Source organism: Streptococcus oralis, assembly GCF_026782285.1.
In the GTDB taxonomy this organism is placed as follows: domain Bacteria; phylum Bacillota; class Bacilli; order Lactobacillales; family Streptococcaceae; genus Streptococcus; species Streptococcus oralis_CG.
Genome location: NZ_JAKUWG010000007.1, coordinates 243,159 through 266,569, shown reverse-complemented (window position 1 = coordinate 266,569; position 23,411 = coordinate 243,159). Strand labels below are relative to the sequence as shown.

The 23,411-nt window shown below is 38.6% G+C and carries 26 protein-coding genes and 2 pseudogenes; 10 read left to right on the top strand and 18 right to left on the bottom strand.

Annotated features, from left to right (window positions below):
- Nucleotides 1–9: 9 nt before the first annotated feature.
- Together gor and MK403_RS06455 are read left to right on the top strand one after the other, a co-directional pair.
- Nucleotides 10–1,356, top strand: coding sequence for a glutathione-disulfide reductase (gene gor, locus MK403_RS06460; RefSeq protein ID WP_268709317.1), 1,347 nt, complete (start codon nucleotides 10–12; stop codon nucleotides 1,354–1,356).
- Between the two features lie 142 nt (nucleotides 1,357–1,498).
- Nucleotides 1,499–2,035, top strand: coding sequence for a biotin transporter BioY (locus MK403_RS06455; RefSeq protein WP_268709316.1), 537 nt, complete (start codon nucleotides 1,499–1,501; stop codon nucleotides 2,033–2,035).
- An 86-nt stretch (nucleotides 2,036–2,121) separates the two neighbouring features.
- Here the strand turns inward: MK403_RS06455 and MK403_RS06450 are convergent, their stop codons facing one another.
- Nucleotides 2,122–8,049, bottom strand: a complete 5,928-nt coding sequence (locus MK403_RS06450) for a Spy0128 family protein (protein ID WP_268709315.1) — start codon at nucleotides 8,047–8,049, stop codon at nucleotides 2,122–2,124.
- 834 nt (nucleotides 8,050–8,883) lie between these two features.
- Here MK403_RS06450 and MK403_RS06445 point away from each other — a divergent pair.
- Nucleotides 8,884–9,459 (top strand): TetR/AcrR family transcriptional regulator, encoded by a 576-nt coding sequence (locus MK403_RS06445; RefSeq protein ID WP_268709314.1) that lies wholly within the window; start codon nucleotides 8,884–8,886, stop codon nucleotides 9,457–9,459.
- A gap of 17 nt (nucleotides 9,460–9,476) precedes the next feature.
- Here the strand turns inward: MK403_RS06445 and MK403_RS06440 are convergent, their stop codons facing one another.
- On the bottom strand, nucleotides 9,477–9,695 hold the full coding sequence (locus MK403_RS06440) for a YdbC family protein (protein ID WP_061417024.1): 219 nt from the start codon (nucleotides 9,693–9,695) through the stop codon (nucleotides 9,477–9,479).
- 102 nt (nucleotides 9,696–9,797) lie between these two features.
- On the opposite strand from MK403_RS06440, the gene MK403_RS06435 reads away from it, so the two are divergent.
- Complete coding sequence (locus MK403_RS06435) at nucleotides 9,798–10,118, top strand: hypothetical protein (protein WP_268709313.1); 321 nt, start codon at nucleotides 9,798–9,800, stop codon at nucleotides 10,116–10,118.
- Between the two features lie 25 nt (nucleotides 10,119–10,143).
- On the opposite strand, the gene MK403_RS06430 is transcribed toward MK403_RS06435, so the two are convergent.
- From MK403_RS06430 to rpsP, 7 genes are all read right to left on the bottom strand, one after another.
- Nucleotides 10,144–10,482 carry an ATP cone domain-containing protein gene (locus MK403_RS06430; protein WP_001196053.1) on the bottom strand — a complete coding sequence of 113 codons (339 nt, stop codon included), beginning with the start codon at nucleotides 10,480–10,482 and terminating at the stop codon, nucleotides 10,144–10,146.
- 11 nt (nucleotides 10,483–10,493) lie between these two features.
- A complete protein-coding gene (gene trmD, locus MK403_RS06425) occupies nucleotides 10,494–11,213 on the bottom strand; it encodes a tRNA (guanosine(37)-N1)-methyltransferase TrmD (protein WP_268709312.1) in 720 nt (239 codons plus the stop codon).
- A complete protein-coding gene (rimM, locus tag MK403_RS06420; protein ID WP_268709311.1) occupies nucleotides 11,203–11,721 on the bottom strand; it encodes a ribosome maturation factor RimM in 519 nt (172 codons plus the stop codon). Before rimM ends, trmD begins: the two co-directional genes overlap by 11 nt.
- Nucleotides 11,722–11,795: 74 nt before the next feature.
- Nucleotides 11,796–12,347, bottom strand: coding sequence for a hypothetical protein (locus MK403_RS06415; protein ID WP_268709310.1), 552 nt, complete (start codon nucleotides 12,345–12,347; stop codon nucleotides 11,796–11,798).
- Nucleotides 12,337–12,681 carry a MazG nucleotide pyrophosphohydrolase domain-containing protein gene (locus tag MK403_RS06410; protein ID WP_268709309.1) on the bottom strand — a complete coding sequence of 115 codons (345 nt, stop codon included), beginning with the start codon at nucleotides 12,679–12,681 and terminating at the stop codon, nucleotides 12,337–12,339. Before MK403_RS06410 ends, MK403_RS06415 begins: the two co-directional genes overlap by 11 nt.
- A 43-nt stretch (nucleotides 12,682–12,724) precedes the next feature.
- Nucleotides 12,725–12,964 (bottom strand): RNA-binding protein KphA, encoded by a 240-nt coding sequence (gene kphA, locus MK403_RS06405; protein ID WP_268709308.1) that lies wholly within the window; start codon nucleotides 12,962–12,964, stop codon nucleotides 12,725–12,727.
- A 19-nt stretch (nucleotides 12,965–12,983) separates the two neighbouring features.
- On the bottom strand, nucleotides 12,984–13,256 hold the full coding sequence (gene rpsP / locus MK403_RS06400) for a 30S ribosomal protein S16 (protein WP_000268760.1): 273 nt from the start codon (nucleotides 13,254–13,256) through the stop codon (nucleotides 12,984–12,986).
- Nucleotides 13,257–13,433: 177 nt separating this feature from the next.
- On the opposite strand from rpsP, the pseudogene MK403_RS06395 reads away from it, so the two are divergent.
- Nucleotides 13,434–13,635, top strand: a pseudogene (locus tag MK403_RS06395) (hypothetical protein).
- Nucleotides 13,636–14,003: 368 nt separating this feature from the next.
- Here the strand turns inward: MK403_RS06395 and MK403_RS06390 are convergent.
- From MK403_RS06390 to MK403_RS06375, 4 genes and pseudogenes are all read right to left on the bottom strand, one after another.
- Nucleotides 14,004–14,585 (bottom strand): TMEM175 family protein, encoded by a 582-nt coding sequence (locus tag MK403_RS06390; RefSeq protein ID WP_268709307.1) that lies wholly within the window; start codon nucleotides 14,583–14,585, stop codon nucleotides 14,004–14,006.
- Between the two features lie 228 nt (nucleotides 14,586–14,813).
- A pseudogene (locus MK403_RS06385) lies at nucleotides 14,814–14,939 on the bottom strand (helix-turn-helix domain-containing protein); the annotation flags it as partial.
- A gap of 50 nt (nucleotides 14,940–14,989) precedes the next feature.
- Nucleotides 14,990–15,328, bottom strand: a complete 339-nt coding sequence (gene cadX, locus MK403_RS06380) for a Cd(II)/Zn(II)-sensing metalloregulatory transcriptional regulator CadX (protein WP_000711085.1) — start codon at nucleotides 15,326–15,328, stop codon at nucleotides 14,990–14,992.
- An 11-nt stretch (nucleotides 15,329–15,339) separates the two neighbouring features.
- Complete coding sequence (locus MK403_RS06375; RefSeq protein WP_326845898.1) at nucleotides 15,340–15,954, bottom strand: CadD family cadmium resistance transporter; 615 nt, start codon at nucleotides 15,952–15,954, stop codon at nucleotides 15,340–15,342.
- Nucleotides 15,955–16,480: 526 nt separating this feature from the next.
- On the opposite strand from MK403_RS06375, the gene MK403_RS06370 reads away from it, so the two are divergent.
- From MK403_RS06370 to MK403_RS06350, 5 genes are all read left to right on the top strand, one after another.
- A complete protein-coding gene (locus MK403_RS06370; protein WP_268709305.1) occupies nucleotides 16,481–17,077 on the top strand; it encodes a DUF3796 domain-containing protein in 597 nt (198 codons plus the stop codon).
- Nucleotides 17,078–17,079: 2 nt separating this feature from the next.
- Nucleotides 17,080–17,304 (top strand): helix-turn-helix transcriptional regulator, encoded by a 225-nt coding sequence (locus MK403_RS06365; protein WP_001041099.1) that lies wholly within the window; start codon nucleotides 17,080–17,082, stop codon nucleotides 17,302–17,304.
- A 76-nt stretch (nucleotides 17,305–17,380) separates the two neighbouring features.
- Nucleotides 17,381–17,653 (top strand): hypothetical protein, encoded by a 273-nt coding sequence (locus MK403_RS06360; protein WP_268709304.1) that lies wholly within the window; start codon nucleotides 17,381–17,383, stop codon nucleotides 17,651–17,653.
- Nucleotides 17,654–17,761: 108 nt separating this feature from the next.
- Entirely contained in the window at nucleotides 17,762–18,568 is an 807-nt protein-coding gene (locus MK403_RS06355; protein ID WP_268709303.1) for a peptidylprolyl isomerase, read from the top strand.
- 27 nt (nucleotides 18,569–18,595) lie between these two features.
- Nucleotides 18,596–18,901, top strand: a complete 306-nt coding sequence (locus tag MK403_RS06350) for a zinc-ribbon domain-containing protein (protein WP_268709302.1) — start codon at nucleotides 18,596–18,598, stop codon at nucleotides 18,899–18,901.
- A gap of 42 nt (nucleotides 18,902–18,943) precedes the next feature.
- On the opposite strand, the gene MK403_RS06345 is transcribed toward MK403_RS06350, so the two are convergent.
- The 5 genes from MK403_RS06345 to sodA form a co-directional block, all read right to left on the bottom strand.
- A complete protein-coding gene (locus tag MK403_RS06345) occupies nucleotides 18,944–20,485 on the bottom strand; it encodes an ABC-F family ATP-binding cassette domain-containing protein (protein ID WP_000025359.1) in 1,542 nt (513 codons plus the stop codon).
- Nucleotide 20,486: 1 nt separating this feature from the next.
- Nucleotides 20,487–20,966 (bottom strand): VanZ family protein, encoded by a 480-nt coding sequence (locus MK403_RS06340; protein ID WP_268709301.1) that lies wholly within the window; start codon nucleotides 20,964–20,966, stop codon nucleotides 20,487–20,489.
- A gap of 1 nt (nucleotide 20,967) precedes the next feature.
- Entirely contained in the window at nucleotides 20,968–22,053 is a 1,086-nt protein-coding gene (rlmN, locus tag MK403_RS06335) for a dual-specificity RNA methyltransferase RlmN (protein WP_061599238.1), read from the bottom strand.
- Between the two features lie 19 nt (nucleotides 22,054–22,072).
- Nucleotides 22,073–22,603: a YutD family protein gene (locus MK403_RS06330; protein ID WP_070657530.1), complete on the bottom strand. Its 531-nt coding sequence runs from the start codon at nucleotides 22,601–22,603 to the stop codon at nucleotides 22,073–22,075.
- Between the two features lie 155 nt (nucleotides 22,604–22,758).
- Nucleotides 22,759–23,364: a superoxide dismutase SodA gene (gene sodA / locus MK403_RS06325; RefSeq protein WP_000974728.1), complete on the bottom strand. Its 606-nt coding sequence runs from the start codon at nucleotides 23,362–23,364 to the stop codon at nucleotides 22,759–22,761.
- Nucleotides 23,365–23,411: the final 47 nt, after the last annotated feature.

The window sequence follows — 23,411 nt, the reverse complement described above, 5'->3', positions numbered from 1 at the left end:
GAGTTTTCTATGAGAGAATATGATATCATCGCCATCGGTGGAGGAAGTGGCGGCATCGCCACTATGAACCGTGCTGGCGAACACGGCGCTAAAGCAGCTGTTATCGAGGAGAAAAATTTAGGTGGAACCTGTGTCAACGTTGGCTGTGTTCCTAAGAAAATCATGTGGTATGGAGCGCAAATCGCTGAAAGCTTCCACCACTACGGTCCTGACTATGGTTTTACAAGTTCAGATGTTCAATTTGATTTCGCAAAACTTCGTCAAAACCGTGAAGCCTACATCAATCGTGCCCGCTCGTCTTATGATGGAAGTTTCAAGCGCAACGGGGTTGATTTGATTGAAGGTCGTGCTCATTTTGTTGATGCTAACACCGTCAGCGTCAATGGTGAATTGATTCGTGCCAAGCATATCGTGATTGCGACTGGAGCTCGTCCAAGCATCCCAACTATTCCTGGAGCTGAACTCGGTGGTAGTTCAGACGATGTCTTTGCTTGGGAACAACTTCCTGAATCCGTTGCGATTCTTGGAGCTGGTTATATCGCGGTTGAGCTAGCGGGTGTTCTCCACGCGCTAGGAGTAAAAACTGATTTGTTTGTCCGTCGTGATCGTCCCTTGCGTGGTTTTGACAGCTACATCGTTGAAGGACTTGTCAATGAAATGGAAAAAACAGGCCTACCTTTGCACACGCATAAGGTACCCGTCAAGCTAGAAGAAACAGAGCAAGGCATTACGATTCATTTCGAAGATGGTTCTAGTCACACTGCCAGCCAAGTTATCTGGGCTACTGGTCGCCGTCCAAATATAGACGGTCTGGAGTTAGAAAAGGCTGGAGTTACACTCAACGAACGTGGATTTATCCAAGTGGACGAGTATCAAAATACAGTTATAGATGGTATCTACGCCCTTGGAGACGTTACTGGTGAGAAGGAACTGACCCCAGTAGCCATCAAAGCAGGACGCACCCTATCTGAACGCCTTTTCAACGGAAAAACAAATGCCAAGATGGACTACACGACTATCCCTACTGTTGTCTTCTCCCACCCAGCAATCGGAACAGTCGGTTTAACTGAAGATCAAGCTATCAAAGAATACGGCCAAGATAACATCAAAGTTTACAAGTCAAGTTTTGCATCCATGTACTCTGCTGTTACAAGCCATCGTCAAGAATCTCGCTTCAAACTCATCACCGCCGGTGCTGACGAAAAAGTCGTTGGCCTTCACGGACTTGGTTACGGAGTTGATGAGATGATTCAAGGATTCGCTGTTGCTATCAAGATGGGAGCAACCAAAGCAGACTTTGATGCTACAGTAGCTATCCACCCAACCGCTTCAGAAGAATTTGTGACCATGCGCTAATTGTTGAAAGGGATCCTTAGGATCTCTTTTTACTTGCAAAATCGGCTGTTACAAAATTGTTACCTTTGTATAAAAAATAGGTTGACTTTTCTTCCTGAATTAGTATAATAGTTACTATAATTTAAAAAAGAGGTTAACAGTTTTGAAAAAAGCTCATATCTATGCTATCCCTGCTATCGGTGCTGCTCTCATCGCCGTATTGGCTCAAATCAGTCTCCCTATCGGTCCTGTACCTTTCACTCTGCAAAACTTTGCAATCGGTCTGATTGCAACTGTTTTTAGACCTAGGGAAGCCGTCCTATCTGTAGCCCTCTATCTCCTGCTGGGTTCTATTGGTCTACCTGTCTTTGCAGGGGGTGGTGCGGGATTTCACGTTTTAGTTGGTCCAAGCGCAGGCTATCTCTGGTTCGACCTTGTCTATGCAGGACTTACATCTTATCTCATCCATCAGAACAGTGGCTATATCCGCATTTTCCTAGCCAACCTCTTGGGTGATTCCCTCGTCTTTGTCGGAGGTATTCTCAGCCTCCACTTTCTTGCTGGAATGCCATTTGACAAAGCACTCGCTGTCGGTGTCCTTCCCTTTATCCTTCCTGATCTTGGTAAGATTATTGCCATTAGTTTCATTAGCCGTCCCTTACTCGAAAGATTGAAAAAACTTCCATATTTCTCAAGATAAAAAAATAGTCCAGAACAATTGTTCTGGGCTATTTCCTTTCCAATTACTTCCTAAGAACTAACTGAAAATCAACTCTCATCAAGAGATTATTTATTTTTACGGCTTACAAAGTACAATCCACCAGTCACTGCCATCAAAGCAAGTCCTGCAACTACTGCTGCTTTAGATGCTTTTTCACCAGTGTTAGGAAGTTGAGGTTTTTGTCCTGGCTTTCCTGGTTTGTTTGGTTCTGGATCTTTTGGCTTGTTTGGCTCTGGATCCTGTGGTTTATTTGGTTCTGGGTCTTTTGGCTTGTGGTGATTTACAATATTAGTGCCAATTACTTCAGAAGTATAGCCTTTAGGAACATATACTTCTTTAACTGTATAAACAATCTCTTTACCACCATCTTGATAACGATCAAGATCTGTAAATTCATACGTCCAACCACTTGCTACTGAAGCTGTAGCTGTTTTACCAGTTTCCACACCATTTGCCAACAGTTTAACAACAATTGAGTCTGGACGACTCCCATCTTTGTTGTTAGCATCATCCCAAATCTTTTGACCTTTGACATTGATCTTAGCTGGTGTATGAGTGTTCGTAATAGTGTATTTACCATCTTTACCAGTCACTTCTGTAGTATAGTGTTCAACACTAACTTCTTTCAACACATAAGTGATTTCTTTACCTTTTTCATACTTAGGAAGGTCTTTAAATTCAAACTTCCAATCAGTTTCTGCTGATACTTCCATTTCTGCAACTACTTGTTCTCCCTTAAGGACTTGAACTGTAATCTTAGTTGGACGTTTGCCGTCTTGGTCATTATTATCATTCCAAACTTTCGTTCCAGAAATATTAATTTTTTCTGGATCATGGCTATTAGTAATAGTAAAGTTGTCGATAGAAGATTTATATCCTGCAACAGCTTCTTCTGTTACAGTATATTTAATCTCTTTACCATTCTTATATTTTGCAAGTTTTGTAAATTCAACAGACCAAGTACCATCTGTAGCTGCTTGAACCTCTTTAGAATCAATCTTGGTACCATCTGCTAGGAGGTTAACCGTGATCTTGTCTGGACGTTTACCATCTTGGTTATCAGCATCGTTCCAGTTTTTAGTAACTGTAATATCTATGGTTTCTGGGGTGTAGCTGTTAGTAATCGTAAAGCCTGATGTTGCATCACCTGTAACCTCTGAGATATATCCTTCAACTTTAGTTGTTTCTATTACTGTGTACGCAATCGCTTTACCAGCTTTGTTCACATCAAGAGCTGTAAAGCTTCCAGACCAGTTGTTCTCTTTATTGAGCTCAAGGGTCTTACCTGTGTCTTGACCATCGGCAAGAAGTTTAACTGTGACTGATGTTGGACGTTTGCCGTCTTGGTTATCAGCATCGTTCCATACTTTTTTCACAGAGACTTCAGTTTTCGCTGGTGTGTAAATGTTCTTAAATACAAGACCTTTCGCTTCTTTCGAAGCTGTTGCTTTCAATTCAGTTGCGCTGACTTTTTTAACAGTTACTTCAACTTCTTGAACTGTCTTATCGTAGGTGATACCTTTTTCATCGCCTTCAACTTCTGAGATTGTATACTTGTGAGTCCCCACTTGGCTCTCATCATATGAGATTGGTGAGAAGGTCACACTTCCGTCAGCAGCGTTTGTCACTGTTTCGACAACACTACCATCTTCTTTCTTCAGGACAAAGCTGTATTTACCTGCTTCAAGAGCTTTTCCTTCAAGAACTTTCTTAGCACCAAGAGTTACGGTTGTAGCTCCTGCTGGTGTGTAAATGTTCTTAAATACAAGATCTTTTGCTTCTTTCGAAGCTGTTGCTTTCAATTCAGTTGCGCCGACTTTTTTAACAGTTACTTCAACTTCTTGAACTGTCTTATCGTAAGTGATACCTGTTTCATCGCCCTCAACTTCTGAGATTGTGTACTTGTGAGTTCCCACTTGGCTCTCATCATATGAGATTGGTGCGAAAGTAACACTTCCGTCAGCAGCGTTTTTCACTGTTTCGACAACACTACCGTCTTCTTTCTTCAAGACAAAGCTGTATTTACCGGCTTCAAGAGCTTTTCCTTCAAGAACTTTCTTAGCACCAAGAGTTGCGGTTGTAGCTCCTGCTGGTGTGTAAGTGTTCTCGAATGCTTTTTCATCGTCGTAAGCAACAGTTGCTTCAAGGACACCCTTACCATTGTCCGCTACAGTTACTGTAGCTGTGATTGTTTTAGTGTCGTACTTGATACCTGTAGCAGTACCAGCTTTTTCAGCAATCTTGTAAGTGAATGTTCCAGCTTTATCAAATTCCAATGCTGAGAACTTAACGTTTCCATCTTTGTCATTCTTAACTGTTTCTTTCAAAGTACCAGCTTGGTCTGTCAAAGTAAATTCAAACTCATCAGCTTTCAACTCACGACCAGTAAGTGTTTTCTTAACCGCAAGAGCAGCTTTTGCTTTTGAAGCCCCGTAGCTGTTGTTGAATTCTTTGTCAGCTGAGTAAGTTACGTTAGCATGAAGTTTTCCTTCGCCGTCATCTGTAACTTCTACAGTGACTTTAACTTCAAGATTATCGTAAGTCACACCGTTAACAGTCTTACCAGCGTTTGTTTCAACAATGGTGTAGTTGTATGTACCAGCTTTAGTATATTCGATTGGAGCGAATGTCACTTTGCCGTCGGCAGTGTTCTTCACTTTTTGAAGCTCTGAACCATCTGCGTCATTCTTCAATACAAAATCAAACTCATCAGCTTTTAACTCACGACCTGAAAGAGTTTTCATCACTTCAAAACCAGCTTGGGCATTGTCAGCCTTATAGGTATTTTCGAAGGTGCTGTCGTTATTGTCATAAGATACAGTTGCTTCAAGAGCTCCCTTACCGTTGTCAACAACCTTGATTGTCACTTCTATAGTCTTGTTAGAATAAGTGATTCCTTTATCAGTTGTCCCAGCATTCTTTTCAACGATGGTGTAATGATAAGTGTCAGCTTTATTGAATTCTAAATCTTCAAACTTAATGTTTCCAGCTGCATCATTTGTTGTTGTTTGAATTGGAGCTGTACCATTTTTCTCAAACAAGGCAAACTCGAATTCACCACCTTGAAGCTGAATTGGCTTATCAGTGTTCTTATTGATGAATGATTTGGTTGCCGAAACAGGAACTTTCACGTTAGTAGGCTTATATGTATTATTAAAGATTACGCTACCATCGCTGGCATCACTGCTGTAGTCAACAACTACATTCAGATTACCTTTGCCATTATCAGTTACAGTTACTTTGGCTGTCACCGTCTTAGAATCGTAGGTAATGCCATTTTCAATTGTACCAGCTTTTACTTCCTTGATAGTGTAAGTATAAGTACCTGCTTCATCGAAGGTCAATTCATTAAACTGAACTTTTCCAGCTGCATCATTTTTCTTAGTTTCAACATTACCAGCTTGGTCTGTCAACGTAAATTCGAACTCATTTTCTTGAGCTCCTGTCGTACGACCAGTCAACTGCTTAGTTACTTCAAGAACGGCCTTAGCATTAGTTGCTTTATAGGTATTTTTGAATGTCTGAATTCCAGCATCAGTAGCTCTATTCACTGCACCAGTAAGTGGTGGTACAAGATTAGAACTAGGTGCTGAAGAGGCCAAATTAGCTGACGGAAGTGCCACAGCAGTAATAGGATGATACAATACTGTCGCAACCAGTTTACCTTTTCCATCGTCTGTTACACTTACTGTTACTGGTACTTTTCTAGAATCATGAGTCACACCATCTATGGTTTGACCAGCATTCACTTCAACAACAATAAATTCGTATTCACCCGCTTTATCGAAAGGAATATCTTTGAAGACTACACGACCAGCTGCATCGTTCTTAGCTCTGTGAACTTCTTGGCCATTTTTGTCTTTCAAGATAAATTCAAATTCTTCGTTTTGAAGAGGTGTTGGACGGCCACCCGTCAATTCTTTTTTGACTTCAATATCAGCCTTAGTTGGTGAAGTGCTATAGGTATTTGTAACAGTCAGATCAGCTGTTTGTTCTGGAGTATAGCCGTCTATCGTATCTACGATGAGATTGCCATCTTCATCTACTTCCATCACACTGTAAGTGTACTTCACGCCGTGCTCATCTGTCGCAGGAAGGTCTGGCCACTCTAAGGTTCCGTTTGTTTTAGGAACTTCTTTTTGTTCGGCACCAGCTACTTCTTCAATCGCTCCACCTTCTGGCGTACGATAGAGTTTGAAGTAGACAGTTGGACGAATATGTTCCTGACCGCCAACCCAGACTTTCTTAGCAGTCACGCTAATTTTTGCTGGTTTGTAAGTATTAGTAATTTTTGTCTTATCTTCGTTGTAAGATACGACGTAGTTATTCTCTCCAACTTTGACTTTCTCTCCTTCTTGCAAAGGAAGGTCTGTCTGGTCTTGAAGTTCGCGAACAGAATAAACTAGCTTGCTTCCATCAACATCACGTTCAGGAAGTTGATTTTTCCACTTATAAGTGTAGACACCATTAGACTCTGTCACTTCAGGGGTGTAGTTCCCGGTAACAGGTTTTGCATCTGCAATAGTTTGTCCTTCTTTGTGCACATACAAACCGAGTTTGACTTCTTTGTAGTCAGTCGCTTTTCCGTTTACCCATGTCTTGGTCGCTTTGAAATCAACTGTCACACGTTTGTTAGAGATATTGAGGGGAACACCTTGTCCACCTTTTAACTCCACTTCAAATTCTTGACTATTTACCTGATAGCCTGGTTTCGGAGTCTTTTCTTTGACGATATACTTACCATCATTGAGAGCCTTTGAGACAGCTATCCCATCCGTATCTGTTGTAACGGTATCAACCAAATTATTAGTGGTTTTCTCACGGATTTCAAAGACAACGCCTGCCAACTTAACAGTTGCATCCGCTTCATCGTATTTTGTGATTTTGATCTTACCAGCAATGTCAGCAGTGACTGATGCACCAACAGATTTGACCGTCTTTAAATTAAACGTTGCTTCTGTTCTGGTTCCAATACTACCTCCGTATTTTTCCCAAATCAATTGTGGCTGATTATCAATCAAGTACTGAGCTGAGTTACTTATCGTTGAAGTATCTGCTGGTGAGGACGTATCATAAGTTAAGAAAAAGCTCTTTGTTCCCATATTAGTCGGCATGAGCAACTCAAACCCTCGTTTCCCGTTGACAAAGGTCAACAAAGCTTTTTTATCTGAGTTAGCCTTGTATACCTCCGGATCGGTTGTGATTTCATATTCATCACCTATATGTTTAAGAGCAGATGAATTCGTATTCGTCGTTTCGAATTCCGCTTCATGCATATAGAAAGTACCTTCCACATAGTTAGCAAAGGCTCCCTTTGAAACGTCATCTGTAATCTTCACCACATGTCCAGTCATATCTTTCTTAGCGCGATTAATCTTCATCTGAAAATGTGCTCTCGCCTTATTGTTATCGTTATAACCGTACTTTGTAATGGTTTCTCCTATCACGTCAGTCTGTTGATATTTATTCACTTTATACGTGATGGTCTGTTTTTTACCATCTGGTAAAACATAGGTAACCGTTTTCCCCTCTTTTTTGAGTGTTTCAGTTGCTTCTGCAACAAAGTCCCCACGGATATTTTGCTTGTCCTTCACCTTGTCATTGAAGGTAAATACTAGCTGATGGTTAGCATTATCCACTCGGACAGTCCCCATTTTGATATTTGACGTCGAATCAATCAAATCCAGACTACCATCCGTCAAACTCAAGTTATCTGGAGCCTTTACGATGAAGTAATCACCATCCTTGATTTCATTAGCTGCCACATTGGGAAATGAGAATTTACCTGAATATTTCAATTTCATCGAAGTATCATTTGAACCATGAATTCCTTCAGTCTTGCTTCCTGTAGATGCTATAGTAATCTTCAAGTCATCTATTTTGACTTTACTCGTGATATCAGTTGTGGCATGTGCTTCACCTGCCGGGAAGAACATCAGCAATAGTAAAAGAGGAAATACTAGAAAACCTAGTACTTTCTTTAGTTTATCCATAAAAAATCCTTTCTATTTGATTAAATTAATTGAGAAGTATATCATGTCTTACCAGCAGGCAACACTCCTTTCAATTGCAATATTTATCACAAGAATATCTATGTGATAGCTGCGTTCTTTTTTCGATTTGGTTAGCGATACCATTCAAATAGTTATTTAATTTAATCTTCTATAGGATTTTTTACTCACTTATGAATGAAAACTTGCAAAATATCATTCAACTTCATTATACTATAACTTCTAGTATTATGTTAATTATATGTAAATATTTCATAAACGAAAAATTTACAGTTTGTCAACTTTTGACATAGAGATACATAACCATATTGATATTTGTTTTCAGAGGGGGATTCTCTGAATTTCTAGACATTATAAATTTCAACGTATTTTATAAACTACAATCCATTCTAAATACAGTCTAAAATAGGCCCATGGGTTATAGATAGTTTTAAATTATATATTATGCACACTTTAGCTCTTTATACATCATTTTATAGTTTTTGTTACATTATTTTTTCTCTATCCCCCTAGTTAAAAATCCAAGAATTTGTTATTTAATCCCTATACTTTTATCAAAAACGCAATAACAATGACGAATAATTATTAAATTTTTTCTTATAATTTATCCCAGTTAACTTCTTCTAGATAGCATAAGCAAAATAGACACTTCTAATATAATTCACTAGGAAAATGCTCCATTTTATGTTATAATTTATTTAGTGAAATAAACAATATTATAATATTTTATAGCTGTAATCCTTTACAAACAGCTTCTTTTAAGTTGTCAATTTTATCTAATATTTTAATTGATATTTATTCATAGAAAGGACACTTATGGCTAAAGATACTCGAGATTCCATCGTTTCCGCTTTTATATCGCTAGCTAAACAGAATCCTCAGCGTAGTTCATTTACGATGAGTGAAATTGCTAGACAAGCAGGTATTTCAAGACAAGCTATTTACCAAAAACATTTCCAAAACTATGATGATATTATCAAGTATATTCATGAACAAACCGATCAACGAATTTTTCAGGTATTTAATAATTCTTGTCTGAGAAGAGAGGGAAATCCTATTGAATGCTTTGCTAATTTTGCAATTCCTTTGGTTTATGAAAATAGGAATATCATTCGAACACTTTTTGTAACTCAAGCAGATCCTGGTTGGAAGGAGTTCCTGAGAGATACTTATTCAAAATGGATTCTAAAGAATGTCCACTACAACAAGGAATTCGATTTTAGTGAAGATGACATGACCTATGTCGTCGCAAACATGATTATTACTTTTATTGAAGCTTGGATACGAAAAGAAAACCCTACTCCACCAGAAAAGTTTAAAAAAACGTTTCTCCTATTAACAACAATATCTCTTCGAGACTATATGATTTTACAAGAAAAGGATAGTGAGTAAAATTCACTATCCTCCTCTCATTTCCCGCCTTTAAAAGCGTCCACCATTACTTGAAATTCTTCATTTGTAAGGGTGATTCCTTTTCCCATCTTGGTATGATCAGGGCTCCAAGTTCGAATATCAAACTTAGCTGGAGCGCCATTAAAGCTGACTCGGTTTAGTTCTTTTGTCCATCCTTTGTCATTTTCAGACAAGGTCAGTAAGTGTTCTTCGATTTCAAATGTAAATTCTGCCATTTTAACTCCTTTATGTGATATGCTTTCTATAGTCTATTCGTAAAATCTTGTAGATTTTACGAAAATTTTATATAATATGATTATATAAGAGGGGAGAAGCCTATGAGATATACATTCAAGCATGCCTTAGATAAGATACAAGACTTTCTCAATGGACATGATGAACGAGATTATTCTGAAAACGACTCCCTCATTGCTACAATTGAACAAGCCATCCAGAAACAAACTGCTGTTCATGTCATACTAGCTGAAACAAGCTTCACTGGTGATATTGTCAAATATGATACCAGTCGTCAACAGATCGTTGTCAAAAATTTTACAAAAAATGTGACACGCATCATCCGACTCACTGACATCAAAAGGCTACGCTTTGTCCCTTCAACTGTACAAACAGCTCAGAAAAATAGATTTAAGAAAGAGTGAGATGCTTTTCATCCCACTCTTTTTCTTAACGAATTTGTTCAAAATGTAGGTGGACTGCGATGTGGTCACCATAACCACTTCTCTCCAAATCACGTTGCAAGCGATAAGAAATGTAGTGTTCTGCTATTGTGATATATCCTGCCCCCAACAAACGATTTTCAACCATTGATTGGATCATGCTAATGGTCGCACGTTCCACTTTTGCTTCTTCCAAGTCCAAGACTACTTTTTTAGTGACTTGAGCGAGGTTTTGACGTAGATCATCGGTCAAAACATAAACTGTCTGAGCTGCTTTTAGGACAGCTTGGTAGATTTTATCTGGATCAAAGTCTGCAACTTCTCCGTTACGTTTGATTACTTGCATAAGGTTCTCCTTTATTCTTTATTTTCTTTGATTTCAGCCAGCATTTTTTCTTCTTCTGCTGTTAGTTGATAGTTTTCTAGCAAATCTGGTCTGCGCTCGTAGGTTTTCTTTAAACTCTCATAAAGTCGCCACTGACGAATCTTCTCATGGTGGCCACTCATGAGCACATCTGGAACCACCATGCCTCGATAGTCATAAGGACGTGTGTACTGAGGATATTCGAGAAGACCTGAAGAGAAGCTATCATCCTGGTGACTAGACTCCTTGCCAATCACTTCTGGAATCAAGCGAACAGTCGCATCGATCATGGTCATGGCGGCCAATTCTCCTCCAGTCAAGACATAGTCTCCTAGGGAAATCTCATCGGTTACCAAGGTCTTGATGCGCTCGTCATACCCTTCGTAGTGACCACAGATAAAGATCAGTTCCTCTTCCTGAGCCAAATCTTCAGCGTAAGCCTGATCGAACTGTTTCCCAGCAGGATCAAGAAGTATGACACGGGTTTTTTTCTTCTCAATGGCATCAAAGGCATCAAAAATGGGTTGAGCTCGGAGCAACATCCCCTGACCGCCTCCGTAGGGCTCATCGTCAACATGACGGGCCTTTTCAGCGTATTCTCTGAAATTATGATACTGGATATCCAAGAGCCCTTTTTCTCGAGCCTTTCCAACAATCGAGTGCTCCAGCGGAGAAAACATCTCAGGAAAGAGGGTTAAAATATCAATCTTCATCGTCTAATCCTTCTAAGATGTCCACATCAACCCGTTTGTTTGGAATATCAACATTGAGAACTACTGGTGGGATGTAAGGTAAAAGCAAATCACGCTTACCTTTTCTCTTAACCACCCAGACATCATTGGCACCTGGTTGTAGGATTTCCTTGATAGTTCCTATCAAGTTATCTCCCTCGTAAACTTCCAAACCAATAATTTCATGATAGTAGAATTCTCCATCATCTAAATCGTTCAAATCTTCCTCAGCGACCTTGAGACTATAACCCTTATACTTTTCAATCGCATTGATATGGTACATATCTTTGAATTTGATAACATCAAAGTTCTTATGCTTACGGTGGCTAGCGATGGTCACTGTTTGGACAAACTGATCTTTTTCATCAAATAAAGCAAGCTCTGCTCCTTTTTTAAACCGTTCCTCGGCAAAATCCGTCACAGACAAGACTCGCATCTCACCCTGTAAACCCTGCGTATTGACGATTTTTCCAACATTAAAGTAGTTCATCTTGTCTCCTGTATCTTTTTCTATCCTTTATTTTATCACGTTCCAGGGATTTTCACAAGTTGGATAAAAATCAGCTATAATCCAAAAAGTGCTAGTAGTTTTCTCTTTAATGTTAATTTATATTTGAAAGAAGAGATATTTACATTCCCGTTATACATATTGCTATAAAATGTATACTCCCCAATTTCACCCTGACTTGTCTTCCATTTCATCCTTAAACTAGGTATATTCTCAGGTAAATTTGTATGAATCAATAGGCATGTATAATTCTTTAAATTTTTAACTGTATGCAGTTTATCATTAACAACTAATCGATTACTTTTTGAATCATAGATTAAAGAATAAAATTCTACATTTTCAATATCAACTTCTTTTGGATAAAAAATTAAATGGTTATAATGTTTATCATTCTTATTATGTTTAAACTCATAAATATGATGAAATCGCGTATGTAAGGAATCAAATTCGATTGGTTTAATTGTCTGAATTTCGATATTATTAATATAGGCCTTATTCTGGAAACTAATTTTTAAAATTACACCGATAAAAGTCGAAATCTGTATAATTCGCAATAACCAATCAATATACATCGCCCAGTCTATTTTTAAAAAATAGTCAGTGTCCATTATTTCTCAAATCTCCCTCCAAAAAACTTTCCAAATCTCGTTCATGCTGATACTTAATGGCAGCCTTCTTATCTTTGTCAAAGATGGTTTTGGTTAGGTCGATGTCATTAATGACCGCAATTGCGAACGTGTAGTGAATAATATCAGCCAGTTCTTTGGCTAGTTCCTCATTTGAGTCTTGGACACCCTCTTTTCGACCAGAGCGCCCATTCAAGACCTCGGCTACTTCTCCGACTTCCTCCACTAGCTTCATAAAGAGACCTTCCTCAGTCCGAGACTGCTGGTAATGTTCGAGTAAGTATGCTTGTAATTGTCTAAACGTTAAATCCTTCATCTTCTCCTCCTCACAAAAAAGCGAGACATCTGTCCCGCTTTTTTTATTTTTCATCGATAACGATTCTTACTTTTTTGCCTTCAGTTGGGACAGAGTAGACAATCGTTCTTATCGCTGAGATAGTGCGACCCTTACGACCGATAACACGACCAACATCGCTTTGGTCAAGATCCAAGTGATACTCCAAAAACTCTGGTGTGTCTTCAATCTTGATAGTTAAGGCATCAGGTTGTGAAATCAAAGGTTTCACAATCGCAATAATGAGATTTTCAATCGTATCCATCTGTCAACCTACTTTAAACTTATTTTGAGAATTTAGAATCGTGGAATTTTTTCAATACGCCTTCTTTTGAAAGGATGTTGCGAACGGTATCTGAAGGTTGAGCTCCATCAGCTAACCATGCAAGAACGCGATCTTCCTTCAAAGTTACTTGGTTTTCAGCAACAAGGGGGTTGTAAGTTCCAACTGTTTCGATGAAACGTCCGTCACGTGGTGAACGTGAGTCTGCTACGTTGATACGGTAGAAAGGTTTTTTCTTAGAACCCATACGAGTCAAACGGATTTTAACTGCCATTTTTAAAGTCTCTTTTCTTATTTTTTTATTTCGGTGAAATAGCTAAGCTATTTAGCACATGTTCTATTATATCAGATTTCTGACAGGTGTCAAGAAAAAAACTTGACAGAGTTTTAATTTTTTTAGATTTTTTAGAAATTTGCTAGACTGATAAAGAAAAAAAGAAAGAGAATCTTCATGAATAATACTTTAGATACCATCTATAAAGACTATCCAGTCAAAAAACTGCATCTCTTCAAATAGCGATATGGAAGCTTGGCTACTAAATCCAAAACCTGTTCCAAAACGCAACATGGAATTACTAGAAGACAATCTCCTAGCAGGCGATATTATCCTACTTTGGCGAATTTACTTTGGAACTTTTACCACCAAAACATGATTTTAAAAACTCCCATTCGAATATGATTCAAAATTCGCTTAAAATCAATGTTTCCCCACTTTTTCAGAAAAAAATTTTCATCTAATTTAAATAGCTTTCAATTAAATGGTGTGAACCATGAAGTGTTGTAAATGCTGTATTGTAGATAGTTCTTAACATTTAGAGAACTGGCTAGCTTTACGAGCTTTCTTAAGACCTGGTTTGATAAGTATGGGTTTCAGTTTAGTTAAAAACAGCGTATTATCAAGGCTTTTCAGAACGATATCTACTGATTAATTTCATAAAATATGAATCAATAGATTATAAATAGGGGAATAGTTTAGGTCTGTAAGCATTAAAATAATACACCTAACTTTGGTCACCATTTTTTAGTTATTCACTCTTTTTTCAGATAGTGTTTTAAAAGTTATGATGTAAAATGCCGCAATTAAAACACTATACATCATAATCGGAGGATAGAGAATTAAGGATAGAATCAATCCCACTCCTTTAATTATTAGGTCAGGTATCAATAACTTTCTATATTGTGCGGTAGCTTCAAGTAATTCTTTCTGATCTATATTGGGTTTATCAATTACTTTATGTAAAAACCAGTTTGCTACCGTTGAAACAATAACGATCAGTCCATAAAAGAGTTGTGCCGTATGGTTCATGAAATGACTACTAACGATTCCAGTAGCATAGGGCATAAATGAAACAAAAAATAAAAGAAACAAATTCCACCAAACAATTTGTGGGGAAATTTTCTCAACCTTTTCCCATAGTGTGTTTAGTGCCATCCATAACGATCCTAACCAGAAAAAGGAAAGAAAATAAGCAAAGAAATTTTGCCGTAAATCCCAAAAAGCTTGAAGACTTGGTGTCGTTGGTTTTTCTAATTCTAAGATTAGGATAGTCATTATAATTGCTAGAACCGCATCTGTCAATGCAATTAATCTATCTTTCTTCATCAGATTACATCACCTTTCATTTTGTAGCATTATATCTCATCGTATAATATTTATTAATCTTAAATATTAGATATTCATTTCATACTTTGAGTACAAACAAGATACACTAAAAAACATGTATCTGTCATATTTTATTTAACTTTAGAAATATTCAGCCATCTAATTAATAAATATATCATATTTCACAATAAATGACTACTATCAAAGATACATTTTCTTTCAAATTCCTCCCTTTTCAACTTGGCTAACTTGAGCTGCATTGCCTAGTTCGCTTTGTGTAATATTGTATTTTTTTCTTAAATTTTTGATACGAGTAGGTATTTCTTGTGAATAATTTTCTTCAAAAAATTTCATATATAATCCCCCTATAATCATGGAAAAGTAGAAAGTAGTAAAAATAGTTGTTATCCTAGTTGATTAAAAAAATCTCTGATTTCCTCATCTTTTATAAAATAATATATAATTTTCCCCTCTCTTCTAGTGTCCAAGATGTTTTGATTGGCTAGTTTACGAAGATGGTGGGAGGCAGATGCCATACTGAGATTTAATAAACAGGCTATATCGCAGACACAGAGTTCTTCGACGGCAAGGAGATAAAAGATGATATTTATCTGTTTATTATCGGTAAACTTTGATAAAATACGAAGTGATTTTTGGACTTTTTCCTTTTCAAGGTAGTTCGTTGCGGTTGTAACATTTTGTTGATTTATAATATTCACTTGGCATATACTATCTTTTTTCATAATTTTTTCTCCTAGCCGAACACAGTCCTTAGCATGTCAAAGCTGTTGTTTTCAATCAGGATATACATCCCCAATCCTAAATAAACAACGGCAATAAACCATCTGCTATATTTTTCCAAAGTTTCTCCAACAGAAGGGACTTGTGCCAATTTTTGGGCAGAAAAAACCAAGAGATAAATCATGACTAGAAAAGTAAGTAAAGCCACTATCAAATTCGCTAAATTTAAGGTAGTAAAATATGGGACAAAAACACCAATATTGTCAGCACCACAACTTGCAAAAGTAATCATAGCAACTAGAAAAATCAGGTTTTTATTATCTTTGCGCAAACCATCTTTTGCAATAGCTTCTCCATCAGAATCTCCTAAAAGCAAAACTTTGAGGCCTAGGAAAATTGGAATCAAACCGAGCAAACCTAAAATCTCTTTACTAGGAATATAATTTAAGACAAATGCAAAAAGCAAACTTAGCAATATTAGACTAACAGAGCCTAGAAATTGCCCTAAATAGATGTTAATGATGTCTTTTCTGCTTTTTCTTTTGGCAAAAAATAACATTAGGATAATAAGTAAGTCTACGGCTGTCCCAGAATACAGGATTATTGAAGTAACAACATTTTGAATCATAAAACACCTCATTCAAATATATTTTTGAATGAATTTTAACATTAAACTTTGTAGATGTCAACTTCAGCTCCATCAAAGTATAGATAAGAAGGTAGAGATTGGACTGAAATATAGTGAAATGTATTAAAATTGAAAAAAGAAAAAACGCTTGAAATCAGAGTTTTTCTTATGTATTGATTCGTATTGAATGCTTACTTCACTTCTGTAAAAATTAACTTCTACACCTACAAAGCCTATTCTGACAGACTTTATAAAAGCCTAAGAAAAAAAGTAGAGATTCATACAGTGTCTAGATTTTCCAAAAATTCTTTATCATCAAATATTATTAACGAAACTATCAAACCAAATACGATGCATTGCTTCAAAGAATTCTTTAGTTGTTTGACTAGCGAGGTCTTTAATTAAAAAATTTTTTCAAATAATTGCCACATTGACACATAAATTCTTGCTTTATAAATTTAAGTGTGATATATTTATAACATAATTTTAAGTGTGATATATTTATAACACAAAAAAGGAGTCTATCATGAAAAAAAGTCAAAAAATGCGTGCCCTCATTGCAATGATTGCCGTAGCTCTCTTTATTGATTTTATTGTTTTATTTGGTTCTAATCTTAGTTGGGGACCCAAGTTAGTTATTACTGGTATTTCAGTGTCAGGTCAAATTGTAGCTATTTGGAGCTGGCTACATATGAAACCATGGCCTCATAAGAGTCAGAAAGGTAAGGGAAAGATTATTTTTGACTTGTCTGCTAAGCTTTACACGATACTTTTGTTTGCAGCAAGCATTTTTTATACAGTAGGGATTTGGGTTGCGACCCCAAGCGAAAGTTCTGGTATTAAAGAATGGATTTTGGGAATTGGCCTCGTTATTGAAGTGATTGTATTTGGTTTTTTCTCTTTGAAAAATGTCAAGGAAACTCCGGACGAACGCTTTTATGCCAATTTAGCAAAGGCAGCTAGCTTGATGTTTGTTTTTATACTAGGCGCACTGATGATCCTAGCAGTTATCATTGGGTATATGGGGTCTCTCAGTCTTTACATGGGCCAGATATTTATTAGCATAGCTGCCCTGATTTGCATCTTTGCGGTTGTCTATCTTATCTTGGAACGTAGAGGATAAGCATGGCCAAAGAAAGCAAAATTATTACTAATCTCAAATCTGTTCGTGAGTCCACAGGCATGACCCAGCAGGAGTTAGCCGACCGCATCGGCATGCGACGCGAGACAATTCTGCACTTGGAAAATAACCGTTACAACCCTTCGCTGGAAATGGCTCTTAAAATTGCTCAAGTTTTTAATCTTAAAGTAGAAGACCTCTTTGAACTCAGACAGAAAGAGGAAGCATAATTCTTTTCGAGACCTGGTTTCCTAAATACTTTGAGTACACTTATGATATTGATACCCCAAAGCATCTAAAAACTCTGTGGAAAAAGGTTATGCTGTCATTAAGACAGCTTTTGATTCACTTGACCATCTAAATGCCACCATAAAAAAGAATATTCTGAAAAGCAAGGGAATGACAGGACTGTCTAAGATGAGGGCTCCATATTTGGACCAATCCCTTCGTGACAACTTTTCAGGAGAAGAATTAGCAAGTTACTTTTCAATTCGTGGTTACAAATTGACTCCAAAGGGGGAGCAGATACTGGAACAGTACCAGGACATTATCGACCGTCATCCAAAGAAAAATCTCTAAGCAAGCGACTTTCTGGTCGGCTTCCTCTTAAACTACCTTGTCACAAATATTTGAAATCACCTCCCTTTTAGGGTACAATGATAGAAATGAATTTTTGAGAGGAAAACAATGAAAAAACTAGCAACCCTTCTTTTACTATCATCTATTGCCCTTGCTGGATGTACTAGTATCCAGCGTGGTCTCCGTGGTGATGACTATGTCGACTCTAGTCTTGCAGCAGAAGAAAGCTCAAAAGCAGCTGCTCAGGCTGCCAAAGATTTGAATGACGCTTTGACCAATGAAAATGCCAACTTCCCTCAACTTTCTAAGGAAGTTGCTGAAGATGAAGCCGAAGTCATTCTCCACACAAGTCAGGGTGATATTCGCATCAAACTCTTTCCAAAATTAGCACCGCTAGCAGTTGAAAACTTCCTTACTCACGCTAAGGATGGCTACTATAACGGCATCACCTTCCACCGTGTCATCGATGGCTTTATGGTACAAACTGGGGATCCTAAGGGAGATGGTACAGGTGGCCAATCTATCTGGCATGATAAGGATAAAACGAAGGACAAGGGAACTGGTTTCAAAAATGAAATCTCTCCTTACCTATACAATATCCGCGGTGCCCTTGCTATGGCTAACACTGGTCAACCAAATACCAACGGTAGCCAGTTCTTCATCAACCAAAACTCGACAGACATTTCTGCTAAACTCCCTACAAGCAAGTATCCAAAGAAAATCATCGAAGCCTATAAAGAGGGTGGAAATCCTAGTCTAGATGGTAAACACCCAGTCTTTGGCCAAGTCATCGACGGCATGGATATTGTTGACAAGATTGCCAAGGCTGAAAAAGATGAAAAAGACAAACCAACTACTGCTATCACCATTGATAGTATCGAAGTGGTGAAAGACTACGACTTCAGCAAAAAATAAGCCATCAACAGATAAGGAGACGATGACATGATTTTATTTTGGGGTTCTAAAGGTTATCAGAAAGATTTGGGACATACGCAAACTGCGATCGAATGCGGTCACTGTAACAATGTCGACACTTGGGAGATCGTAGAAACTGGACGCAAGTTCACCCACTTCTCTTGGCAACTGCGTAGAGCTCTGACTTGGGAGATCGTAGAAACTGGACGCAAGTTCACCCTCTACTGGATTCCACTTTTCCCTTATGGTAAAAGTTACTTCGTTTCTTGTCCGATTTGCCACTACGGTAAAGAAATTGAGAAATCTGAAGTTGAAAGCTATTTAAATTACTAGTCAAAAAAGCCAAGTCATTTCGACTTGGCTTTTTTAGCGCTTTTAAGTTAACTTGTTAAAGTCCCAGATTTGGTCCATCCAGCCTTCATAGAAGTCTGGTTCGTGACAAACCATAAGAATGCTTCCTTTGTATTCTTTGAGAGCACGTTTGAGTTCGTCCTTAGCATCCACATCCAGGTGGTTGGTCGGCTCGTCAAGTACTAAAACGTTGTTTTCACGATTCATCAAGAGACAGAAACGTACCTTGGCTTGTTCCCCACCTGACAAGACCTGAATTTGGCTTTCTATGTGCTTAGTTGTCAAACCACAACGGGCAAGGGCTGCACGAACTTCTGCTTGGTTAAGGGCAGGAAAGGCATTCCAGACAGCCTCTAGTGGTGTTTGGCGATTCCCACCTTCTACTTCTTGCTCAAAATAACCAAGTTCTAGATAGTCACCACGCTCAACTTCACCAGCAATTGGTGGAATAATACCTAAGAGACTCTTCAAGAGAGTTGTTTTCCCAATACCATTTGCTCCGATAATGGCCACCTTTTGATTGCGTTCAAAGGTGAGGTTTAAGGGTTTAGTAAGAGGACGGTCGTAACCAATCTGCAAATCCTTGGCTTGGAAGATAAAGCGCCCAGGTGTACGAGCTGGTTTGAAATCAAAGGACGGCTTTGGTTTCTCGCTTTGCAACTCGATAATGTCCATCTTGTCCAGTTTCTTTTGACGGGACATGGCCATGTTACGCGTTGCAACACGCGCTTTGTTTCGAGCGACAAAATCCTTGAGGTCTGCAATCTCTTTCTGTTGACGTTCATAGGCCGCTTCTAACTGAGATTTCTTCATAGCATAGACTTCTTGGAACTGGTAGTAGTCGCCAGAATAGCGAGTTAATTGTTGGTTCTCCACATGGTAGACAATATTGATCACGTCGTTGAGGAATGGAATATCGTGCGAAATAAGGACAAAGGCATTCTCATAGTTTTGGAGATAGCGTTTGAGCCAGTCAATGTGTTCAGCATCCAAGTAGTTGGTTGGCTCGTCCAGTAACAAGATATCTGGTTTTTCAAGGAGAAGTTTAGCCAAAAGGACCTTGGTTCTTTGTCCACCTGATAATGCTGTTACATCCGTATCCATGCCATAGTCCATGACACCGAGAGCACGCGCTACTTCATCAATCTTAGCATCCAAAGTATAGAAGTCACGACTCTCCAAACGGTCTTGGAGTTCGCCAACTTCTTCCATAAGCGCATCGATATCGGCTCCGTCTTCCGCCATCTCCATATAGAGGTCATTGATACGTGCTTCTGCTTTAAATAGCTCATCAAAGGCCGTACGGAGCACATCACGAACAGTTTGACCTTCCTTTAGCACAGCGTGCTGGTCCAGATAGCCAGCAGTCACATATTTGGACCACTCCACCTTCCCTTCATCTGGCAACATCTTACCAGTCACGATGCTCATAAAGGTTGATTTCCCTTCACCATTGGCACCGACTAGACCTATATGTTCTCCCTTGAGGAGACGGAAAGACACATCTTCAAAAATTGCACGGTCACCAAAACCGTGACTTAAATTTTTAACTTCTAAAATACTCATTCTAATTCCTTATCTTGTTTTTATGCAGTCCTTTATAGAGGAGCCAAGCCAGATAGCCTCCCAAGGTGTTGGTCCACAAATCATCAATCTCAAAGACGCGATTAAAATCAAAGAAAAAGTCTAAGACCAGTTGCGTACACTCAATTCCCAGACTCAGTAAAAAACTGAGAAGGAGGATTTTTTTCGTTTGCCGCAAGTTTGGAAAGAGATAAATAAGTTGAAAAACCAGGGGGAAAAGCAAGAAAACATTTAAAATGTTCTGCAAAAAGATCCAAATGACTTGTCCCAAACTGGTCACTTCACCCAGATTCCAAAGGGAGTTTAAGGGAGTTAAAAGAAAAACCAGGCGTCCAAAAGTTTGAATACCTGGAGTTTCCACTCCTGTAGGAAGTTGAGGTTGGGGAGTGAAACAAAAACATACAATGCATAGGCTGTAAATAGCCACTCCCAATCTTAAGAATAATTCTCTTTTTCTAGTCATTTTATGGATTCACCGCTGCGACTGCCTTCTGGCGGTCACGTTTCATTGTATTGGAGCGCAATTGTCCACAAGCCGCATCAATATCTGTACCATGTTCCTGACGGACGACACAGTTGATTCCTTTTTTCTTGAGGGTATCGTAGAAGGCCATCACGCGCTCTTTAGGACTACGGCTATATTGGTCATGTTCACTAACTGGGTTATAGGGAATCAAGTTGACGTATGACAATTTCTTGATATTCTTGAGCAACTCCGCCAACTCCAAGGCTTGTTCTACACCATCGTTGACTTCATTGAGCATGATATATTCAAAGGTCACACGGCGATTGGTTGTTTCAATGTAATACTCAATAGCTGCGAAGAGTTTTTCAATCGGAAAGGCACGGTTAATCTTCATGATGCTTGAACGCAATTCATTGTTGGGTGCGTGAAGGGACACAGCGAGATTGACCTGTACGCCTTCATTAGCAAAGTCACGAATTTTATGGGCCAAACCTGAGGTTGAAACCGTGATGTGACGAGCACCAATTGCCATCCCCTTGTCATCATTGATGGTACGGACAAAATTCAAAACATTGTTGTAATTATCAAATGGTTCACCAATTCCCATGACTACAATATGGCTGACACGTTCATCCTGACCACGTTCATCAAAGTATTTCTGAACCAGCATAATCTGCGCTACGATTTCCCCGTTATTGAGGTCACGTTGCTTCTTGATCAAGCCTGATGCACAGAAGGTACAACCAATATTACAGCCAACCTGAGTGGTCACACAGACTGACAAACCGTAGTGTTGACGCATGAGTACTGTCTCAATCAACATGCCATCTGGCAACTCAAAAAGATACTTAACAGTACCGTCAGCTGACTCTTGTACAATCCGTTGTTTCAAAGGATTGACCACAAACTGATCATTGAGCTTGGCAATCAAATCTTTGGAAAGGTTGGTCATTTCTTCAAATGACTGGACACGTTTACGGTAAAGCCATTCCCAGATTTGATCTGCTCGAAATTTCTTTTCTCCCTGTTCTAATACCCATTCTTGCATGGTTTGACGTGTTAAACTATAAATAGACGGTTTCATCTCTTCTCCTTATTCTCTACTATTTTTGGCGAATGACAAAATGGCGCTGTCCCTTGTCCTCTTTCTGAGACTTTTGATCCTTATGACGACGTCTATTTCGCTTATCCGCATTTGGTTTTCTCTTGTTTTGCGAAGGTTTCTTGCCTCTTCTAGGAAGGTTTTCCTCATCCTTTTTACGCATTTTCTTGTCAAATGAAGCCCGTTTCGGTGCTTGATTTTCTAGGACAAAATAGGCACAACCATAACTACAGTACTCCAAAAGATAGTCCTGTAACCGACTAATCTTTTCATTTTTTTCCTCTGTTCGGTCGTCTTTATAAAAGCCACGTAGACGGAGCTGTTCATTGCTCCAGTCCCCCACGACATAATCAAACTTGGTCAACACTTCTGAAAAGCGTTGATTAAAGACTGTCACATCGAAGGCATCCTTGATATTTTCAACCAAGGTAAAAGCAATCCCTTCAGTCTCAACCTTATCCCCATTTACATGAAATTCTGGGCCAGGAAACTTGTTATAGTTGTATAATTCAGGTGCAATTTCTTTACGCATAGTCTTCCTTTTCCACGATTACTTAACACTCTATTTTACCATAATTTCTAGCAGTTAGCACGTTTCTCATAAAAATGAGAAAAGTCTGACGATTTTGTCAGACTTCTGCCATATAAAACAAAAAAGAGAAGAATGACTCTTCCCTTCCTATTTTTTTATTTTGCTGCTGCGTAAAGCTCATCTACTTTGTTCCAGTTAATCACTGAGAAGAAAGCTTTGATGTAGTCAGGACGCACGTTGCGGTATTTCACGTAGTAAGCATGTTCCCAAACGTCCAAGCCCAAGATTGGTTTTTTACCTTCTGAGATTGGTGTGTCTTGGTTTGCTGTTGAAGTTACTTCAAGTTTCCCTTCTTTGTTGACAACCAACCATGCCCATCCAGAACCGAAGCGAGTTGTAGCTGCTGCTGTAAAGGCTGCTTGGAACTCTTCAAATGAGCCAAATGTTGCGTCGATTGCTGCTGCAAGTTCTGCTGAAGGAGCTGTTTTTTCAGGAGTCATCAATTCCCAGAAAAGAGCGTGGTTCAAGTGTCCACCGCCATTGTTGATAAGTGCTTGACGGATATCAGCTGGGATAGAGTCTACATCAGCAAGCAAAGCTTCAAGGTCTTCACCAATTTCAGGGTGTTTTTCGAGAGCAGCATTTGCATTGTTGACATAAGTTTGATGGTGTTTGTCATGGTGCAAGTGCATTGTTTCTGCATCGATGTATGGTTCCAAAGCGTCATATGCGTATGGAAGGTCTGGTAAGATAATAGCCATCTGTAATACCTCTTTTTCTTTCTATATGAAAATGATAACGCAATCAT

Bases quoted from the DNA above. Each gene is read 5' to 3' on its own strand.
- MK403_RS06445 (WP_268709314.1), top strand. From the start codon at position 8,884: ATGGCTAAAGATACTCGAGATTCCATCGTTTCCGCTTTTATATCGCTA.
- MK403_RS06390 (WP_268709307.1), bottom strand. From the start codon at position 14,585: ATGAAGAAAGATAGATTAATTGCATTGACAGATGCGGTTCTAGCAATT.
- MK403_RS06435 (WP_268709313.1), top strand. From the start codon at position 9,798: ATGAGATATACATTCAAGCATGCCTTAGATAAGATACAAGACTTTCTC.
- rpsP (WP_000268760.1), bottom strand. From the start codon at position 13,256: ATGGCAGTTAAAATCCGTTTGACTCGTATGGGTTCTAAGAAAAAACCT.
- MK403_RS06370 (WP_268709305.1), top strand. From the start codon at position 16,481: ATGAAAAAAAGTCAAAAAATGCGTGCCCTCATTGCAATGATTGCCGTA.
- MK403_RS06410 (WP_268709309.1), bottom strand. From the start codon at position 12,681: ATGAAGGATTTAACGTTTAGACAATTACAAGCATACTTACTCGAACAT.
- MK403_RS06350 (WP_268709302.1), top strand. From the start codon at position 18,596: ATGATTTTATTTTGGGGTTCTAAAGGTTATCAGAAAGATTTGGGACAT.
- MK403_RS06345 (WP_000025359.1), bottom strand. From the start codon at position 20,485: ATGAGTATTTTAGAAGTTAAAAATTTAAGTCACGGTTTTGGTGACCGT.
- cadX (WP_000711085.1), bottom strand. From the start codon at position 15,328: ATGAAAAAAGATAGTATATGCCAAGTGAATATTATAAATCAACAAAAT.
- trmD (WP_268709312.1), bottom strand. From the start codon at position 11,213: ATGAAGATTGATATTTTAACCCTCTTTCCTGAGATGTTTTCTCCGCTG.
- MK403_RS06365 (WP_001041099.1), top strand. From the start codon at position 17,080: ATGGCCAAAGAAAGCAAAATTATTACTAATCTCAAATCTGTTCGTGAG.
- rlmN (WP_061599238.1), bottom strand. From the start codon at position 22,053: ATGAAACCGTCTATTTATAGTTTAACACGTCAAACCATGCAAGAATGG.
- MK403_RS06440 (WP_061417024.1), bottom strand. From the start codon at position 9,695: ATGGCAGAATTTACATTTGAAATCGAAGAACACTTACTGACCTTGTCT.
- MK403_RS06340 (WP_268709301.1), bottom strand. From the start codon at position 20,966: ATGACTAGAAAAAGAGAATTATTCTTAAGATTGGGAGTGGCTATTTAC.
- MK403_RS06355 (WP_268709303.1), top strand. From the start codon at position 17,762: ATGAAAAAACTAGCAACCCTTCTTTTACTATCATCTATTGCCCTTGCT.
- rimM (WP_268709311.1), bottom strand. From the start codon at position 11,721: ATGAACTACTTTAATGTTGGAAAAATCGTCAATACGCAGGGTTTACAG.
- MK403_RS06375 (WP_326845898.1), bottom strand. From the start codon at position 15,954: ATGATTCAAAATGTTGTTACTTCAATAATCCTGTATTCTGGGACAGCC.
- kphA (WP_268709308.1), bottom strand. From the start codon at position 12,964: ATGGATACGATTGAAAATCTCATTATTGCGATTGTGAAACCTTTGATT.
- MK403_RS06450 (WP_268709315.1), bottom strand. From the start codon at position 8,049: ATGGATAAACTAAAGAAAGTACTAGGTTTTCTAGTATTTCCTCTTTTA.
- MK403_RS06430 (WP_001196053.1), bottom strand. From the start codon at position 10,482: ATGCAAGTAATCAAACGTAACGGAGAAGTTGCAGACTTTGATCCAGAT.
- MK403_RS06415 (WP_268709310.1), bottom strand. From the start codon at position 12,347: ATGGACACTGACTATTTTTTAAAAATAGACTGGGCGATGTATATTGAT.
- MK403_RS06330 (WP_070657530.1), bottom strand. From the start codon at position 22,603: ATGCGTAAAGAAATTGCACCTGAATTATACAACTATAACAAGTTTCCT.
- sodA (WP_000974728.1), bottom strand. From the start codon at position 23,364: ATGGCTATTATCTTACCAGACCTTCCATACGCATATGACGCTTTGGAA.
- gor (WP_268709317.1), top strand. From the start codon at position 10: ATGAGAGAATATGATATCATCGCCATCGGTGGAGGAAGTGGCGGCATC.